Consider the following 16305-nt stretch of genomic DNA (forward strand, 5'->3'; position numbering starts at 1 on the left):
TCTCGATGTTGGAACATCGACTTGCCGCTTCGCTATGATGTTCGGATTGGGGTGTCGCGCCTTACGGCACCCCGTCACGCCGCCATCAGCACATTGCGATAAACAGCTTCTTCAAAGGCCTGCCCCGCGCCCATCGCGACGCAGATGAGCGCGTTGTCGGCGACTTTTACCGGGAGCCCCGTCGCTTCTGCGATCGCCTGATCCATCCGGGTCAGCAAGGCACCGCCGCCGGTCAGCGTAATGCCTTCGTCTATGATGTCGGCCGAAAGTTCGGGAGCGGTCTGCTCCAGCGCGGCACGCACTGCGCTGATGATCTGCGACACGGGCTCTGAGAGCGCCTCGGCGATTTCGGCTTCGGTGACGCTGATTTCCGACGGGCGGCCATTGACCAGATCGCGGCCCTTTACGGCCATGACAAGGCCGTCGCCTTCGGGCGGGACCGCCGCACCAATGGTGAGTTTGACGCGCTCGGCGGTCATTTCGCCGATCATCATATTATGCTTTCGCCGAATGTGCGACGCGATCATGTCGTCCATCTTGTCCCCGCCGACGCGGGTGGAATTGCTGTAGGCAATGCCGCCGAGCGACAGCACAGCGACCTCGGTCGTACCGCCGCCGATGTCGACCACCATGGCGCCGCGCGGTTCCGTGACGGGAAGGCCGGCGCCAATCGCAGCAGCAAGCGGCTCCTCTATCAGCTGCACGAGAGATGCGCCGGCATTCGACGCGGCGTCGCGGATCGCGCGCCGCTCGACGATCGTCGACGCGGACGGAACGCAGACGATGACATTGCTGCGCCGCCGCAGCACGCTCGGGCCGCCAAGCGCCTTGGCGATGAAATGCTTGATCATCTGCTCGGCGACTTCAATGTCGGCGATCACGCCGTCGCGCAGCGGCCGTACGGCCTCGATATTCGCGGGGGTCTTGCCCATCATCAGCTTCGCGTCATTGCCGACCACCTTGACGTGGCGGACCCCATTGCGCGTTTCGAGCGCGATCACCGACGGTTCGTTGAGCACGATGCCTTCGCCGCGAACATAGATGACCGTGTTGACGGTCCCCAGATCGATGGCAATGTCGTGCGTGCTGGCAGCAGCAAAGCGACGGAAAATGTTCATAAGCGGGGGCGGCACCTTGATGTAAATGATGCCAGAGATTGCGGCTCGCCCCCCGGTTCCCCGCCGTCTCCGGCTGTTCGATCCGGCATGTGCATGGCCGACAGGCGCGTCACGCGGCTTGGGCCAGCCCGTTGGATTCGCGCGCTCGCCCGAGGGTCAGGCGAAATGAAGTTTGCGATACTTGCCGCGGAAGTAGAGCAAGGGGTCGCGCCGCGGCTCGAAGATGGCCTTAAGCACCCGGCCGACGAGGATGAAATGATCGCCGCCCTCGTAAACCGCGTCGCGCGCGCATTCGAAACTGCTCAAGGATCCCGTGAGCACCGGCGTTCCATATTCGCCTTCGTCCCAAGGCGTCGCAGCGAAGCGATCTTCACCCTTGCCCGCGAAGCGGTTTGACGTCGGCTGCTGGCCGATCTGGAGGACATTGACGGCAAAGCGTTCGGCCTCACGCAGATGTGGCGCGCTGCTCGCGTTGTTGGCGATGCAGACGAGCAGCAATGGTGGGTCGAGCGAGACCGACGTGAAACTGTTTGCGGTAAGGCCGATCGGGCTGCCATCGGGGCAGAAGGCGGTCACCACCGTCACGCCGGTCGCGAAACAGCCGAGCGCGTCGCGAAAGGTGCGCGCGTCCGAACCCGCACGATATTCTGGCGAACCGCGCGGCGCGCGACGCTCGAGGAAATCGATCAGATAGCCGCCGAGCGCGTCGGTGCGATCGTCGGTGACCACCATCATGCTGTTCTCGACCTCGGCGAGCTCTCCGTCGGGAAGCAGGCCCACGAAAGCCGCGGCGTCGGCACGCGAGACGAGTTCGCTGAGCGCCCCGCGCACATACAGCGTCGGCAGCGCGATCTTCGCCGCGACGCCGCTCAGCCGATCGGCGACGGCGGCGCTGTCGAACCCGTCGAACAGACGGACGTCCCATCGCGCCTGCCCCGGCGCGAGCGTTACCGCCTCACGCAATCGGTCGCCGACCCGCTGCGTCACGGCGGGATCGACATGAACGGGCGAATCGACAAGGACAAGGCCCGAAGCGAGCACCGCTGCGTCGCGTTCAAGCGCGGCGCTCGCGATCCAGCCGCCAAGCGTCGAGGCAACGACGACCGGGCGCGTGCCCATCTGTGCCAGCACCGCGCGCAGGTCCTCGACCAGCGCCTCAAAATCATAGCGGCCGTCTTCGGGCCATTCGCTGCCGCCGTGCCCGCGCAGATCGAGGCTGATCACGCGCCGTCCGGCGCCGACCAGAGCGGCAGCGACGCCAGCCCACACGCCGCGCGTCTGCCCGGCCCCGTGGACGAGCAGCACGGCGGGGTCGTTTTCGGAGCCCGTGACCTCGGCCTCCAGCCGGACGCCTGCGAAACCCCGATATTCGACGATGCTCATGCCCGATTCCTCATGAGATCGAAGTAGGGATCGCGGCCCGTTTCGTCGAGGGCCAGAGGATCATAAACTATGGCTGGAAGTGCGCGACGAGCGCATAACGATCGCCTGGATAGACCTGCCGCGCATAGGTGATCCGTTCATCGCCGCGCCACGTCCAGCGTTCAAGCGCCATGCACGCTGCGCCCGCTGCGATGCCGAGCGCGACCAGCTCCTTGCCGCCGGCGTTGAACGCCGTGATGCGGTGCTCGGCCTCGGTCCAGGGGATATTCGCGAGCAGCCAGGATCCGGGAGGCTCGGCGGCGAAATCGACGTCGGCGGCTTCGGGCACTGCCCCCAGGTTGATCAGGCGCCGTTCGAGCGCATAAGCACGGCCGCCGGCATGATGGCGGCATTCAATTGCCAGGACCTCGCCGTCATCGATCTGGAGCAAGCGCCTGTCCTCAGCGGTAGCGGAGCGGATTTCGCGGCGATCGAGGTCGAGGCGATAGCTTTCGCCTTGCTGTGCGATCTCGTCCCGGATGTCAGGAATTTCGAGCGCCGCTCGCTGGATGCGGGGCTGCGAGACGATCGTACCCGCGCGACGACGGCTTTCGAGCAGCCCGGCCTCGATCAATACGCGAAGCGCGCGATTCACGGTCATTCGCGAGCAGCCATAGGTTGCCATCAGCTGGCGCTCATAGGGAATGCGGGTCCCCGGCTTCCACTCGCCCGACATGATCCGCGCCTCCAGCTCGCGGCGGATTTGGGCGTGGATGGCGCCGCTATGCTTCATGCAAAGAGCGACCGCATTGCAGCGCGGTACCGTGTATCAATCGCATCGCGCGCGATATGGCGGCCGCTTTCGACCTGCTTGATGCCGTGCCGCCAGACGCAATCGACAAGGCGCGCGCCGCCGCCGAATATCCAGCTGTCGAGGATCGCGTCGCCCGACCGGCCGGCGAAGAAAGGATCGTCGGCCTTCAAGCTGACGATGTCCGCCGCTGCGCCTACTGCGAGGCTGGTCGAGCCGCGCCCAAGTGCCTGCCCGCCCCCCGCGAGTGCTCCCCGATAGAGATTTGCGCCCGTCGACTGCCCCGCGCCGCCCGCGAGCAGGTTGCGCCCTCGGTGCGCGAGGCGCTGGCCATATTCGAGCAAGCGCAGTTCGGCCGCGGCATCGATCTCGACATTGGAATCCGAACCGACGCCGAAGCGGCCACTCTCGGCAAAAAACTCACGCGCCGGGAACAGGCCGTCGCCGAGATTGGCCTCGGTAATCGGGCAGAGGCCGACGACAGCACCGCTTCCTACAATCGCCCGCCGTTCGCTTTCGGTGACATGCGTTGCGTGGACGAGGCACCAGTCGGGCCCGACGTCGGCGTGATCGAACAGCCATTCTAGCGGCCGCGCGCCGCTCCACGCGACACAGGCGTCGACCTCGGGGATCTGCTCGGCGATGTGGATATGGACGGGAGCACCGGCGGCCATCGCTGCGATCGCGGCGAGCTCTTCCGCCGTCGCTGCGCGCAAGCTGTGAGGGGCGACGCCGACGATTGCATCGTACAGACCGGCGATCGCCTCGCGCGTCGCCTCAAGAAGAGTCAGGAAGCCATTTACATCGTTGATGAAGCGGCGCTGCCCGTGCTTCGGCGCCGCGCCGCCAAAGCCCGAATGGGCATAAAAGACCGGAAGCATCGTCAGCCCGATTCCCGTCTCGGCCGCCGCGGCGGCGATGGCGTGCGCCATAACCGCAACGTCATCATATCTCTGCCCGTCAACATCATGGTGGAGATAGTGAAATTCGCCGACGCGCGTGAAGCCGCTTTCGAGCATCTCGGCATAAGCCAGCGCCGCTATTGCGTGCAGCCCCTCGGGGTCGAGACGGTCGACGAAATGATACATTGCCTCGCGCCAGGTCCAGAAGCTGTCGCCGCCCTGGCCCGCCCGTTCGGCAAGTCCCGCCATGCCGCGTTGAAAGGCGTGGCTGTGCAGATTGGGCAAACCGGGCAAGACGATTGCATGGCGTTCGTCGCCATGCGCCGCGCTGACCCCGGTCTCAACTGCAGAAATCCGTCCATTTTCAACGATAAGCCGCACATGGCTGTGCCAGCCATCCGTCAACCATGCCTGTTCGCACCAAAGCGCCATCGATCATCCCATCTGGACATCGCCATGCGATCGCTTTTAATGTATATACATAATTGAGTCGGCCAGCAAGCAGGAGAGGGCTCGATGCATAGCGATCGCCTGTGGACCAACGCCCGTCTTGCAACGATGCAGGATGGCGCCTCCGGCCTTGGTGTCGTCGAACGTGGCGCGGTCGGCATGACGGCAGGCACGATCACCTATGTCGGCTCGATGATCGATGCACCGACAGCGACCGATACGATCGATTGCGATGGTCGCTGGATCACACCCGGGCTGATAGATCCGCACACGCATCTGATCTTTGCAGGCGACCGCATCGCCGAATTCGAGTTGCGCCAGAAACGCGCATCCTACGAAGACATAGCGCGCTCCGGCGGCGGCATTGTATCGACGGTCCACGCAACCCGCGCCGCAAGCGAAGCCGAACTCGTCACAAGCGCTCTTCCCCGCCTCGACGCGCTGATCGCCGAGGGCGTCACGACGATCGAAATCAAGTCGGGGTATGGCCTGTCGGTCGAGGATGAAGCGAAGATGCTGCGCGCGGCGCGCATCCTCGGCGAAGTGCGGCCGGTGTCGGTGCGGACGACCTTTCTCGGCGCGCACGCACTTCCGCAGGAATATGCAGAGGATCCCGATGGCTATATCGATCTGGTGTGCCAGACGATGCTGCCGGACATCGCAGCGGCGGGGCTTGCGGATGCGGTCGATGCCTTTTGCGAGAATATCGGCTTCACCCTCGCGCAGACCGAGCGCGTGTTCGTCGCCGCGAAAAAACATGGCCTGCCGGTCAAGCTTCACGCCGAGCAATTGTCGAACCAGCGCGGCGCGGCGCTCGCCGCGCGCCACGCTGCGCTTTCGGCGGATCATCTCGAATATCTCGACGACGGCGGGATCGCCGCGATGGCGCGGGCGGGTACGGTCGCGATGCTGTTGCCCGGCGCATATTATTTCCTGCGCGAGACAAAGCTGCCGCCAGTCGCCGCGCTGCGCGCCGCCGGCATTCCGATCGCGCTGGCGACGGACTGCAACCCCGGCACCTCGCCGCTGACGTCCATCCTCCTGACCATGAACATGGCTGCGGTGCAATTCGGGCTGACGGTCGATGAATGCCTGCTAGGGGTGACCCGCCAAGCGGCGCGGGCATTGGGCGTCGGGGCAGAGGTCGGGACGCTCGAACTCGGCAAGCGCTGCGATCTGGCGATCTGGGATATCGAGCGACCCGCCGACCTGGTGGGCCGGATCGGCTTCAACCCGCTGCATCAACGAATCTGGATGGGACAATGAGCAAGGTGATAATTACGCCCGGTGCCATGTCGCTCGCCGACTGGCGTGCGATCCATGAAGGCGCCAGTGCCGCGCTCGACGCGGACGCATGGGACGCGATCGATGCTAGCGCCGCGGCGGTCGCGCGGATCGTCGCCAGGGGCGCGCCCGTCTATGGCATCAACACCGGCTTTGGAAAGCTTGCGAGCGTCCGCATCGCCGACGACGATCTGGCCACGCTCCAGCGCAACATCGTGCTGAGCCATGCCGCAGGGACCGGCGCGCCTTCGCCTGTGAAGATCGTGCGGCTGATGATGGCGCTGAAGCTTGCGAGCTTTGGCGTTGGCGCGTCGGGCGTTCGGCGCGAGACGGTTGCGATGATCGAGGCGATGCTGGCGAAAGGGCTCACTCCGGTCGTGCCGTCGCAAGGCTCGGTCGGTGCAAGCGGCGACCTCGCGCCGCTGTCGCATATGGCGGCGGCTATGATCGGCGTGGGCATGATAGAGGTCGGCGGCAAAATCTTGCCCGCAGCCGATGCGCTCGCGCAGGCGGGTCTCGCGCGGCTCGAACTCGGCCCCAAGGAGGGCCTCGCGCTGCTCAACGGCACCCAATTCTCTACCGCCAATGCGCTGGCGGGCCTGTTCCGCGCCGAGACCCTGTTCCAGTCGGCGCTGATCACAGGCGCCTTGTCGACCGAGGCGGCGAAAGGCTCCGACGCGCCGTTCGACGCACGCATCCATGCCCTGCGCGGTCACGCCGGGCAGCGCGAAGTCGGCGAGGCGTTGCGCGGCCTGATGGCGGGGTCGGCGATCCGCGCTTCACACGCCGTCGACGACCCGCGCGTGCAGGATCCCTATTGCCTGCGCTGCCAGCCGCAGGTGATGGGCGCTGTGCTCGACCTGCTGCGTCAGGCCGCAACGACCCTCCGCATCGAGGCGAACGGCGTATCCGACAATCCGCTGATCTTCGCCGACGCTAGTCCGCTTGGGGACGAGGCGCTGTCGGGCGGCAACTTCCACGCCGAGCCCGTCGCCTTCGCCGCCGACATGATAGCTATGGCACTGTGCGAGATCGGCTCGATCTCCGAACGCCGCATCGCGATGCTGGTCGACCCAGCGCTGTCAGGTCTGCCTGCCTTCCTCACCCCGCGCCCCGGTCTCAACTCGGGCTTCATGATCCCGCAGGTTACTGCCGCGGCGCTCGTCAGCGAGAATAAGCAGCGCGCCTATCCGGCAAGCGTCGATTCGATCCCGACCTCGGCGAACCAGGAAGATCATGTGTCGATGGCCGCGCACGGCGCGCGCCGCCTGCTCGACATGGCGGACAACGTCAGCGCGGTCATCGGGATCGAACTGCTCGCCGCGTGCCAGGGGATCGACTTCCACGCCCCGCTGACATCGAGCGATGCGCTCGAAGCCGCACACAAGCATTTGCGCGCCGAAGTCCCGACGCTCGAAGACGACCGGCATTTCCATCCCGACATGGAGGCGGCAACCGCGTTGATCCGTTCGGGCAGTCTCGCCGTCGCCGTGCCCGCAAACCTGCCGGGCGTCGGCTGATGGACTGGCTGCGCGTCCATCGCGGCGACGCGCCGCTCGTCATCGCCTTTCCGCATGGCGGCACCAACCTTGCAGGTCTCGACGAGCAGTTCGTTTCGCCTTGGCATGCGCAGATCGATACCGACTGGTGGATTGCCGATCTGTACGCTTTTGCGGCCGATTTCGGCGTAACGCTGGTCGCGACCGACATTTCGCGCAGCGTGATCGACATGAACCGCGACCCGTCGGGCGCGTCGCTTTATCCAGGACAGGCGACGACCGAACTCTGCCCGACAACAACCTTTGACGGCGAGCCGCTCTATCGCTTCGACGCGCCCGACGAGGCTGAAATCATGCAGCGACTGCATAGCTATCACCGTCCCTATCATGACGCGCTGACGCAGGAACTCGACCGCCTGAAGGCCGCGCACGGCCAAGTCGTCCTCTACGACGCCCACTCGATCCGCAGCCATGTCCCGCGCCTGTTCGACGGCGAATTGCCGCAGTTCAACATCGGCACCAATGGCGGCGCAACCGCCGCTCCCGAACTCGAAACCGTCATCGCGAACATCTGCGCCGCGAGCGGCCACAGTCATGTCGTCAACGGGCGCTTCAAGGGCGGCTGGACGACGCGCCATTATGGCCACCCCGACGACGGCATACACGCGGTCCAGATGGAGCTGGCCCAACGCGGCTACATGGCCGAGCCGGCCGCGATCACCCACGCCAACTGGCCTTCCCCCATCGATCCAAACCCTGCGATCCGGGCCGTCCTCGAACAGCTGATCGCCGCGACCCTCGATTTTGCGAAAGGACGTTCATGACCCGTCTCGACAACAGCCGCGTGATCCGCCCGGCGACCGGCAGCGAGATCAGCGCGAAAAGCTGGCTCACCGAAGCCCCGATGCGGATGCTGATGAACAATCTGCATCCCGACGTCGCCGAGGCGCCGCACGAGCTGGTCGTCTATGGCGGTATCGGTCGCGCCGCGCGCGACTGGGAAAGCTATGACAAGATCGTCGAGACGCTGAAGCGGCTGGAGAGCGACGAAACCCTGCTTATCCAGTCGGGCAAGCCCGTCGGCGTCTTTCGCACGCACGAAAATGCGCCGCGCGTATTGCTCGCCAATTCGAACCTCGTCCCGGAATGGGCGAATTGGGACCATTTCCACGAGCTCGATAAAAAGGGCCTGATGATGTACGGTCAGATGACCGCAGGCAGCTGGATCTATATCGGCAGCCAGGGCATCGTTCAGGGCACCTACGAAACCTTTGTCGAGATGGGTCGCCAGCACTATGGCGGCAGCCTCGCGGGCCGATGGCTGCTGACGGCAGGCCTCGGCGGAATGGGTGGCGCGCAGCCGCTCGCCGCGGTGATGGCGGGCGCGTCGTGCCTTGCAATCGAATGTCAGCCTAGCCGCATCGAGATGCGCCTGCGCACCGGCTATCTCGACAAGCGAGCGGCGAGTATCGACGAAGCGATCGCGATGATCGAGGGAACCCACGCGGGCGGCAAGCCCGTTTCGGTCGGCCTGCTCGGCAATGCCGCCGAGATCCTGCCTGACATGGCCCGCCGCGGCATCCGCCCCGACCTGCTCACCGACCAGACCTCGGCGCACGATCCGGTCAACGGCTATCTTCCCGCGGGCTGGACCCTCGACGAGTGGTTTTCGAAGCGCGAACGCGATCCCGCGGCAGTCGCCAAGGCCGCGAAGGCATCGATGGCGGTGCATGTTCAGGCGATGCTCGATATGCAGGCGGCGGGCGTGCCGACGACCGACTATGGCAACAACATCCGCCAGATGGCGAAGGACGAAGGCGTCGAAAATGCCTTCGACTTTCCTGGCTTCGTCCCGGCCTATGTCCGCCCGCTCTTCTGCCGCGGCATCGGCCCCTTTCGCTGGGTCGCGCTGTCGGGCGACCCCGAGGATATCTACAAGACCGACGCCAAGGTGAAAGAGTTGCTGCCCGACAACGCGCACCTCCACAACTGGCTCGACATGGCGCGCGAAAAGATCCAGTTCCAGGGCCTGCCTGCGCGCATCTGCTGGGTGGGGCTCGGCGACCGCCACCGCCTTGGCCTCGCGTTCAACGAAATGGTCGCCTCGGGTGAGCTGAAAGCCCCGATCGTCATCGGCCGCGACCATCTCGATTCAGGCTCGGTCGCCTCACCCAACCGCGAGACCGAAGCGATGCGCGACGGGTCCGACGCGGTGAGCGACTGGCCCTTGCTCAACGCGCTGCTCAACACGGCGTCGGGCGCGACCTGGGTCTCGCTCCATCACGGCGGCGGCGTCGGCATGGGGTATTCGCAGCATAGCGGCATGGTGATCGTCGCCGACGGCACCCCCGAAGCGGCGAAGCGGCTCGAGCGCGTGTTGTGGAACGACCCGGGCACCGGCGTGATGCGCCACGCCGACGCGGGCTATACACAAGCTCTGGACTGCGCGCGCGAGAAGGGACTGGACCTGCCCGGCATATCGGGATGACCGGTATACGCTTCCTGCCCGCGCAGGGCCGCGTGCCGCGTGCATGGCGCAACGGCGGCGGCATTACCCGCGATATCGCAGCCGTACCCGAAGGCTCGAGCGACGACGATTTCCTGTGGCGCGCGAGCATCGCGACGATCGCGGCGGCGGGGCCCTTCTCGTCCTTTCCCGGGGTCAATCGCGCCTTCATGCTGCTACGCGGCGATTTGCGGATCGAGATCGGCCATCGCGAGCAGCATCTGCGGCGGGGATCGCCCGCGCTGCTGTTCGGCGGCGAAGACGAGGTTCGGGCCGAACCCATCGGCGGGGAATGCACCGTTCTGAACATTATGACGCGCCGCGGGCGGATGTTGTCTAAGCTGGCTCGCGCGTGGGACGACACCTTTGACACCGGCACGCTGTTGCTGCTTGCCACCGAGCCGACGCGAGTCACCGCGGGAGCCGCTATCTTTCATCTGGCCGAACACGACGCTCTCCTTGTCGACCGGCTGGCCACGAACCTTCTGCCAATCGATCCGACGCTGATCGCCGTGCATTTCGTCCGGGATCAGTTGGTCCAGTAGATATAGTCCTGCCCGTCTTTCCACGGCGCGTTCTGGGGGACGTCGATCCGCACCGGCGCCTCGATCAAGCCGGGCCAGATCGGTTTGGCCATGCCCTTATTCTGTGCCTCGATCATGGCGCGCAGTTCGGCGACGCGCTTTGGCTCGCGCGCGGCCAGGTCATGCTGTTCGGTCGGATCGAGCGCCAGATTATAAAGGCGCGCCTTCTCAGGGCGCTTCGTCACCTGCAACTTCCAGTCGCCCGCGCGTACCACGCGATAGTCGCCCGAGCGCCAATAGAGCGCCGTCCGCTTCGCCGGACCGGCGAGGATGTCTTCGCTGTCGACGATGCGATCGGTCGGTATCTTCGCGCCAGCCGCTGCGGCGATCGTCGAGAACAGATCGATATGGCCGGTGACGTCGGCGCGCGTCGACCCCGGCGCAATATGTCCGGGCCAGCGCATGAAGAAGGGGGTGCGGATCCCGCCCTCGAAGAAGGTCGCTTTCCAGCCGCGGTAGGGCGCGTTCAGACGGCCGATACCCGTGTACCACGCACCGCCATTGTCGCTGGTGAAGATGACAAGCGTATTATCGTCGATGCCGAGCGTTTTCAGCTTCGCCATCACGTCGCCGATGCGCCGGTCGAGCTGCGCGATCATCGCGCCATAGACGCGCGTCTTGTGATCCTTGATCTGCGGCAGCTTGTCATATTCCTCCTTCGTCGCCTGCAACGGGGTGTGCGGCGCGTTGAAGGCGAGATACAGGAAGAAGGGCCGATTGCGGTTGGCCTCGATCGCCGCTTCCGCCTCGGCGGCGAAATAATCGGTCATATGCCCCTTGGGATGGAAACGCTTGCTGCCGTTGAACGTCACGGCATGCCGCAAATTGGCCCATATGAAATGGTCGATCCGGTCCCACGGCAGCTTCGCGTTCACCGCATCGGGATCATCCTCGGGCAGGAACATCGCCGCGCCGCCGAGCACCGCCAGGCTTTCGTCGAAGCCTTGCGCTTGGGGTTGCAGCGCCCGGGCTTCGCCAAGATGCCATTTGCCGATGTGGAGCGTGTGATAGCCTGCGGCCTTCACGGCCTCTGCAATCGTCACTTCCTTCGCCGGGACGCCCATGTCGGGATAGTCAGGGACGTCGGGAGTGATCAGTTCTTTATGAAAAATCGCCCGATGCGGCCCGACCCCCTCGCCATGCGAAACGCTTTCGGCGAATTGCACCGGCACTGCGGTATACTCGAAACCGAAGCGCGTCGGATAGCGCCCGGTCATCATCGCCGCGCGCGACGGCGAACAGGTAGCGTTGGCGGCGTAGGCGGTGGTAAAATTCATGCCCTGCCGCGCAAGCGCGTCGATATTCGGGGTCTTGACGATACCGCCTGCGACCCCGCCCCCATTGAGGCTGATGTCATTGAACCCCAGATCGTCGGCAACGATCAGAATGATGTTGGGCGGACGCTTGCCGCCGGACGCTTGCGCCGGTCCCGGCTGCCAGACGACCGGATGATTATCCTGCACCGGATCGCGCCAGTCCTGAAGCAGACCGGGGATGCGATATTTATTCGCCTCAAACCCCCAATAACCCCCTGCGCCGATCAGGGCGAGGACACCGAGCGCCACCCATCTTTTCTTCATATCGTCCCTCCCCCGAACGTCAGTATCATGATGTGGCCCAACGCGGCCATCAGCGCGAGTGCAAGCCCGGCGGTGACGCGCGGGCTCGCGTAGAAGGCAATCTGCCGCTGTGTCGGGAAGCTGAAAGTCGTCTCAATCCCGAGCGACTTCGCCGGATGGGCAGCGCGGAAGGCGGGATCGCTCGCCATGCGGACGAGGTCGCGGCGGCTGCGATACCGCATCGTCCCGACGAGCGACCAGCCAGGGTCCTCCGGCGTGTTCCATGCATCGATGTAGCCGCCGACCTTGCGCCCAACGAAGAGCGGATGCCCGCCACGTTTCACCAGTCCGCGCACAAAGGGGTCGGAATAGCGGCGCAGCCAGTCGCTGCCGTCACGGGTCTCGCCGCTTGCGGGATCGGTAACCGGCCCGGGCCGCGTGCGCACGAGGTTGAGCATCACAAATTCGCGCCCGTCGTCAGCTTCTAGGAACGCGCGTAGCCGTTTGTCTTCATTGCCCGTTTCGGCCATCCGCGGCCCCAGCGTCGCAAGGAAAGCGTCGATCTCTTGCTGGCGCAGCGGTCGCCTCAGCCCGTCATAGAACAGCAGGAAGCCGAGCCAGAGCAGCAGCGCGCCCGCCCAGATCCCCCTTATTATTGTTACCCCGTCGTCCATTGCCCCAACCGCTTGGCCGTTGTCATCGGCATTATGGCACTATATGTGTCATTATATCGATCCGCGCGCAAGATGGTTAAACGTCAACCATTGACGCGAGCGGAAAGCTGGGCCAGCGGAGAGATTATGGCGGGGAAGGGTCAGATCAAAACGGCAGCGGAAGAGGAAGTGCCCCCTCTCGACGGGCGGCGTGCGCGCAGCCAGTCTAGCCACAAGCGCATCGTCGCGGCGATGATGAACCTGATCGAGGGCGGCGATTTGATGCCGAGCGCGGCGCGCGTCGCCGAGGAAGCTGGCGTCGGCCTACGCACCGTGTTCCGCCATTTCGACGACATGGATTCACTCTACCGCGAAATCTCGCAAATCGTCGCCGAGCGCATCCTTCCGGTCGTCACCGCGCCCTATCCCAACGATGACTGGCGCGCCAATCTGCGCGACCTGACGCGGCGGCGCGTGAAAGTGTTCGAGACGATGCTGCCCTTCCGCCTCGCCGCGAATATCAAACGCTACCAGTCGCCTTATCTGATGGGCCAATATGGTCAGGTCGTCACGCTCGAGCGCGAATTCGTGCTGCGTTTGCTGCCCCGCGATATCAGCGGCGATCGTTATTTCGTCGAGGCGCTGTGCGCGGCGCTGTCTTTTCAGAACTGGCGCGCGATCCGGCAGGATCAGGGACTGTCGGTCGAGGATGCGAGCGCGGTCGTCGCACATATGGTCGATACGTTGGTCGCGGCCGCCGCCGCATGATCCGCAGGATCGCGCTGCCGCTACTCGCGCTGCCGCTGCTGGCGATGGCCGGTCTGCTCGCGGCCTGCGGCAAAGGGCGGGATCAAACGCTGGCCGAAGCGAAACCGCCCGCGTGCCCCGCGATGCCGAAAGCCGACTATGTCTGGATTCCCGGCGCGACCTTTGCGCTGGGGGCCGATGCACGGCTGCCCGAGGAAGGCCCCCCGCGCGAGGCCAAGGTCGCAGGCTTCTGGATGGCAACGCACGAGGTCACCAACGCCGAATTCGCCGAATTCGTGAAAGCGACCGGCTACAGGACGCTGGCCGAGCAAGATCCGCCGAAGCTTCCCGGCGCTCCGCCCGAGATGCTGATTCCCGGCTCGGCCGTCTTCACCGCGCCGACCGACGGCAACCCCAATTGGTGGCGCTGGGTCGTCGGCGCCGAGTGGCGGCATCCGGCAGGACCAGAGACAGCGATCACCGGCCGCGACCGCGATCCGGTGGTCCAGGTCGGCTATGACGATGCGCTCGCCTTTGCCAAATGGAAGGGTAAGGCGCTGCCGAGCGAGGAGCAGTGGGAGCTTGCCGCCACGACGGGCGGCGCCGACCGCAACGTCCCCGTCGGCAAGGACGGCAAGCCCCGCGCCAACTATTACCAGGGCACCTTCCCGGTCCGCGACCTCGGCACCGACGGCTTCATCAGCCGCGCGCCGGTCGCCTGCTTCCCCGCCGACGCACATGGCATCCATGACCTGATCGGCAACGTCTGGGAATGGACGACGAGTGCCGAGGACCCGGAGCGCAACGTGATCAAGGGTGGCAGCTTCCTGTGCGCTGCCAATTATTGCGCGCGCTATCGCCCTGCGGCGCGCCAGTTTCAGGAACGTTCGCTAGGCACCGACCATGTCGGTTTTCGCCTGATCGACACGGCGCGCCCGGCGCCGGCGGAGCCAGCGCCAGACAAGAGCTGACATCAGCGACAGCACGCCGCCGAGAACCAGCCCCGCCTTGATCGCGCGCGGCTTGCCCTGATGTTCCCACGCATATTGATTGATCTGATCGTCGGCAGTGTAGCCGGCGGGCATGTCGAGCACGCCGTTCGCCTTGGCATAAGCCGCGTAGTCCGCCTGCATCGCCGCGAAGCGATCGGGCAGCGCGACCGACAGGTCGCGCGCCTCGCCGGGATCGCTTTTAAGGTCGAAGAGCCGCCACTTGCCATCGCCGGTCGGCGCGAGGTTGCGCGTCAGCTTGTAATCGCCGCGAAACAGCGCGGCATTACCCGACAGCTCATACCCGATCGGCGCGTCGCCATGGACGCTGCCTTCGGCACCCGAAAGCATCGGCACGAGGCTGCGGCCTGTCACGGGCTCAACCGCCTTGCCGTCCCACGACGCGCCATGGCTCGGCACGCCCGCAAGATCGGTCAGCGTGGGAAGAAGGTCGGTGACATGCGCGAGCCCGCTGTTGATCGCCCCGGCGCGAACTTTGGGATTGCCCGGCCAGGCGATGATCAGCGGAACGCGAAGGCCGCCTTCGGACGCGGTGAATTTATAGCCCGACAGCGGCGACGCCGACGCGCTCGCCCAACCGGGACCGACCGCGCTGAAGCTGCCGCGGCGCCCGATGTTCGCGGTCGAGATGTCATATTTGCTGCCGAGGAACAGCCGGTTGATCGTGCGGCTGAACGGATTGGTCGGTTCGGCGCCATTGTCCGAGAGGAACACAAAGACCGTATTCTCGTAATCGCCGGTCGCTTTCAGATGCGCGACGAAGCGGCCGATCTCGCGGTCCATCGCGGTCGCCATGCCGCCATAGGCCTGCATCACGCGGATTTGCGCGGCGCGTTCGTCGGCGTCGAGCTTGCGCCAGTCGGGGGTCGTGCGCATCGTCACGATCGGCATGCCCGCAGGCATGATTCCCAGCGCTTCGGCGCGCTTCGCCCGCGCTTCGCGGAGCGCCGTCCAGCCATCGCGGTACATCGCGGCATAGCGCGCGATGTCGCTGTCAGGCGCCTGCACGGGGATATGGTTCGCGAGAAAGTTGATCGAAGCGAGGAACGGCTTTCCGCTCGCGCGGTCGGCTTCGATATAGTCGATCATCTTTTGCACGACGAAGTGCGACGAATAATAATCCCTGGGCAAGGTCGCGGGCTTGCCGTTTTCGGTCCATGCCGCGGTCGCATACATGCCCTCGATCGGGCGTTGCTCGAAATTGTCGGCGCCTGCGTCGGCGAGGCTGTAGGCGCGGTCATAGCCGCGGGCGTGCGGCAGGCGCGCCGGATCGCTGCCGAGATGCCATTTGCCGGTGAGGTATGTGCGATACCCGGCCGCCTTCAACAGCTGCGCGATCGTCACGACGCGGACGTTCATCACCGTGTCGTATCCCGGCTTGCCGCGGTGCGCGTCGGGGATCGTCTCGGGCATGTTGCCGAGCCCGTTGCGGTGGTTCATCACCCCCGTTTGCAGCATCGCGCGCGTCGGCGAGCAGGATCCCGCGACATGAAAATTGGAAAACCGCGTCCCCGCTTTTGCGAGCGCGTCGATGTTCGGTGTCGCAATTTCGCTGCCGAACGAACCCACGTCGCTGAAACCCCAATCGTCGGCGAGCAGGATCACGATATTGGGGTGGCGCGGCGACGCCGGGCTGGTCTGAGCCAGCGCCGGCGTCGCCGCTAGCAAAGCGAGTGTAACGACGAAGGCGCTGTGGCACCGGACAATGCGACCCGGCCCCTCACCGGCCGCCACGCGCGCTGTCATCATTCCTCCCCCTGCAATTCTTTTGGCATTTGATATGCCAATAGCGCGGCGAGTCAATGGTCTCTCTTGGCACG

Annotated in this window: 14 protein-coding genes; 7 read left to right on the plus strand and 7 right to left on the minus strand. The window is 65.3% G+C overall.

The window, feature by feature from the left end; all coding sequences use genetic code 11:
* Window positions 1-74: 74 nt before the first annotated feature.
* The 4 genes from ACO055_RS07905 to ACO055_RS07920 all read right to left on the minus strand — a co-directional run bounded on the left by ACO055_RS07905 (window position 75) and on the right by ACO055_RS07920 (window position 4625).
* Window positions 75-1118 carry a rod shape-determining protein gene (locus ACO055_RS07905; RefSeq protein ID WP_422062041.1) on the minus strand — a complete coding sequence of 348 codons (1044 nt, stop codon included), beginning with the start codon at window positions 1116-1118 and terminating at the stop codon, window positions 75-77.
* 156 nt (window positions 1119-1274) lie between these two features.
* A complete protein-coding gene (locus ACO055_RS07910; protein WP_422062042.1) occupies window positions 1275-2501 on the minus strand; it encodes an alpha/beta fold hydrolase in 1227 nt (408 codons plus the stop codon).
* A 67-nt stretch (window positions 2502-2568) separates the two neighbouring features.
* Entirely contained in the window at window positions 2569-3273 is a 705-nt protein-coding gene (gene hutC, locus ACO055_RS07915) for a histidine utilization repressor (protein ID WP_422062043.1), read from the minus strand.
* A complete protein-coding gene (locus ACO055_RS07920; protein WP_422062044.1) occupies window positions 3270-4625 on the minus strand; it encodes a formimidoylglutamate deiminase in 1356 nt (451 codons plus the stop codon). Before ACO055_RS07920 ends, hutC begins: the two co-directional genes overlap by 4 nt.
* Window positions 4626-4709: 84 nt before the next feature.
* Between ACO055_RS07920 and hutI the strand changes: the two genes are divergently transcribed.
* The 5 genes from hutI to ACO055_RS07945 are packed head-to-tail and all read left to right on the plus strand — an operon-like array spanning window position 4710 to window position 10477.
* The gene (hutI, locus tag ACO055_RS07925) at window positions 4710-5909 is read left to right on the plus strand and encodes an imidazolonepropionase (protein ID WP_422062045.1); all 1200 of its coding nucleotides are present in this window, start codon (window positions 4710-4712) and stop codon (window positions 5907-5909) included.
* Entirely contained in the window at window positions 5906-7447 is a 1542-nt protein-coding gene (hutH, locus tag ACO055_RS07930) for a histidine ammonia-lyase (protein WP_422062046.1), read from the plus strand. Before hutI ends, hutH begins: the two co-directional genes overlap by 4 nt.
* Entirely contained in the window at window positions 7447-8250 is an 804-nt protein-coding gene (gene hutG / locus ACO055_RS07935) for an N-formylglutamate deformylase (RefSeq protein ID WP_422062047.1), read from the plus strand. Before hutH ends, hutG begins: the two co-directional genes overlap by 1 nt.
* Window positions 8247-9914, plus strand: a complete 1668-nt coding sequence (gene hutU, locus ACO055_RS07940) for a urocanate hydratase (RefSeq protein WP_422062048.1) — start codon at window positions 8247-8249, stop codon at window positions 9912-9914. The genes hutG and hutU overlap by 4 nt, the downstream gene beginning before the upstream one ends.
* Entirely contained in the window at window positions 9911-10477 is a 567-nt protein-coding gene (locus tag ACO055_RS07945) for a HutD family protein (protein WP_422062049.1), read from the plus strand. The genes hutU and ACO055_RS07945 overlap by 4 nt, the downstream gene beginning before the upstream one ends.
* Here the strand turns inward: ACO055_RS07945 and ACO055_RS07950 are convergent.
* Both ACO055_RS07950 and ACO055_RS07955 read right to left on the minus strand, forming a co-directional pair.
* Window positions 10462-12096, minus strand: coding sequence for a sulfatase-like hydrolase/transferase (locus ACO055_RS07950; RefSeq protein ID WP_422062050.1), 1635 nt, complete (start codon window positions 12094-12096; stop codon window positions 10462-10464). The two genes, ACO055_RS07945 and ACO055_RS07950, sit on opposite strands and share 16 nt — an antisense overlap.
* Complete coding sequence (locus ACO055_RS07955; protein WP_422062051.1) at window positions 12093-12749, minus strand: hypothetical protein; 657 nt, start codon at window positions 12747-12749, stop codon at window positions 12093-12095. The genes ACO055_RS07950 and ACO055_RS07955 overlap by 4 nt, the downstream gene beginning before the upstream one ends.
* A 126-nt stretch (window positions 12750-12875) precedes the next feature.
* On the opposite strand from ACO055_RS07955, the gene ACO055_RS07960 reads away from it, so the two are divergent.
* Together ACO055_RS07960 and ACO055_RS07965 are read left to right on the plus strand one after the other, a co-directional pair.
* Window positions 12876-13496 carry a TetR/AcrR family transcriptional regulator gene (locus tag ACO055_RS07960; RefSeq protein WP_422062052.1) on the plus strand — a complete coding sequence of 207 codons (621 nt, stop codon included), beginning with the start codon at window positions 12876-12878 and terminating at the stop codon, window positions 13494-13496.
* Complete coding sequence (locus ACO055_RS07965; protein WP_422062053.1) at window positions 13493-14446, plus strand: formylglycine-generating enzyme family protein; 954 nt, start codon at window positions 13493-13495, stop codon at window positions 14444-14446. Before ACO055_RS07960 ends, ACO055_RS07965 begins: the two co-directional genes overlap by 4 nt.
* Here ACO055_RS07965 and ACO055_RS07970 read toward each other — a convergent pair.
* Window positions 14366-16231 carry an arylsulfatase gene (locus ACO055_RS07970; RefSeq protein ID WP_422062054.1) on the minus strand — a complete coding sequence of 622 codons (1866 nt, stop codon included), beginning with the start codon at window positions 16229-16231 and terminating at the stop codon, window positions 14366-14368. The genes ACO055_RS07965 and ACO055_RS07970 overlap by 81 nt on opposite strands.
* Window positions 16232-16305: the final 74 nt, after the last annotated feature.

It is taken from the genome of Sphingopyxis sp., from assembly GCF_965227415.1.
In the GTDB taxonomy this organism is placed as follows: domain Bacteria; phylum Pseudomonadota; class Alphaproteobacteria; order Sphingomonadales; family Sphingomonadaceae; genus Sphingopyxis.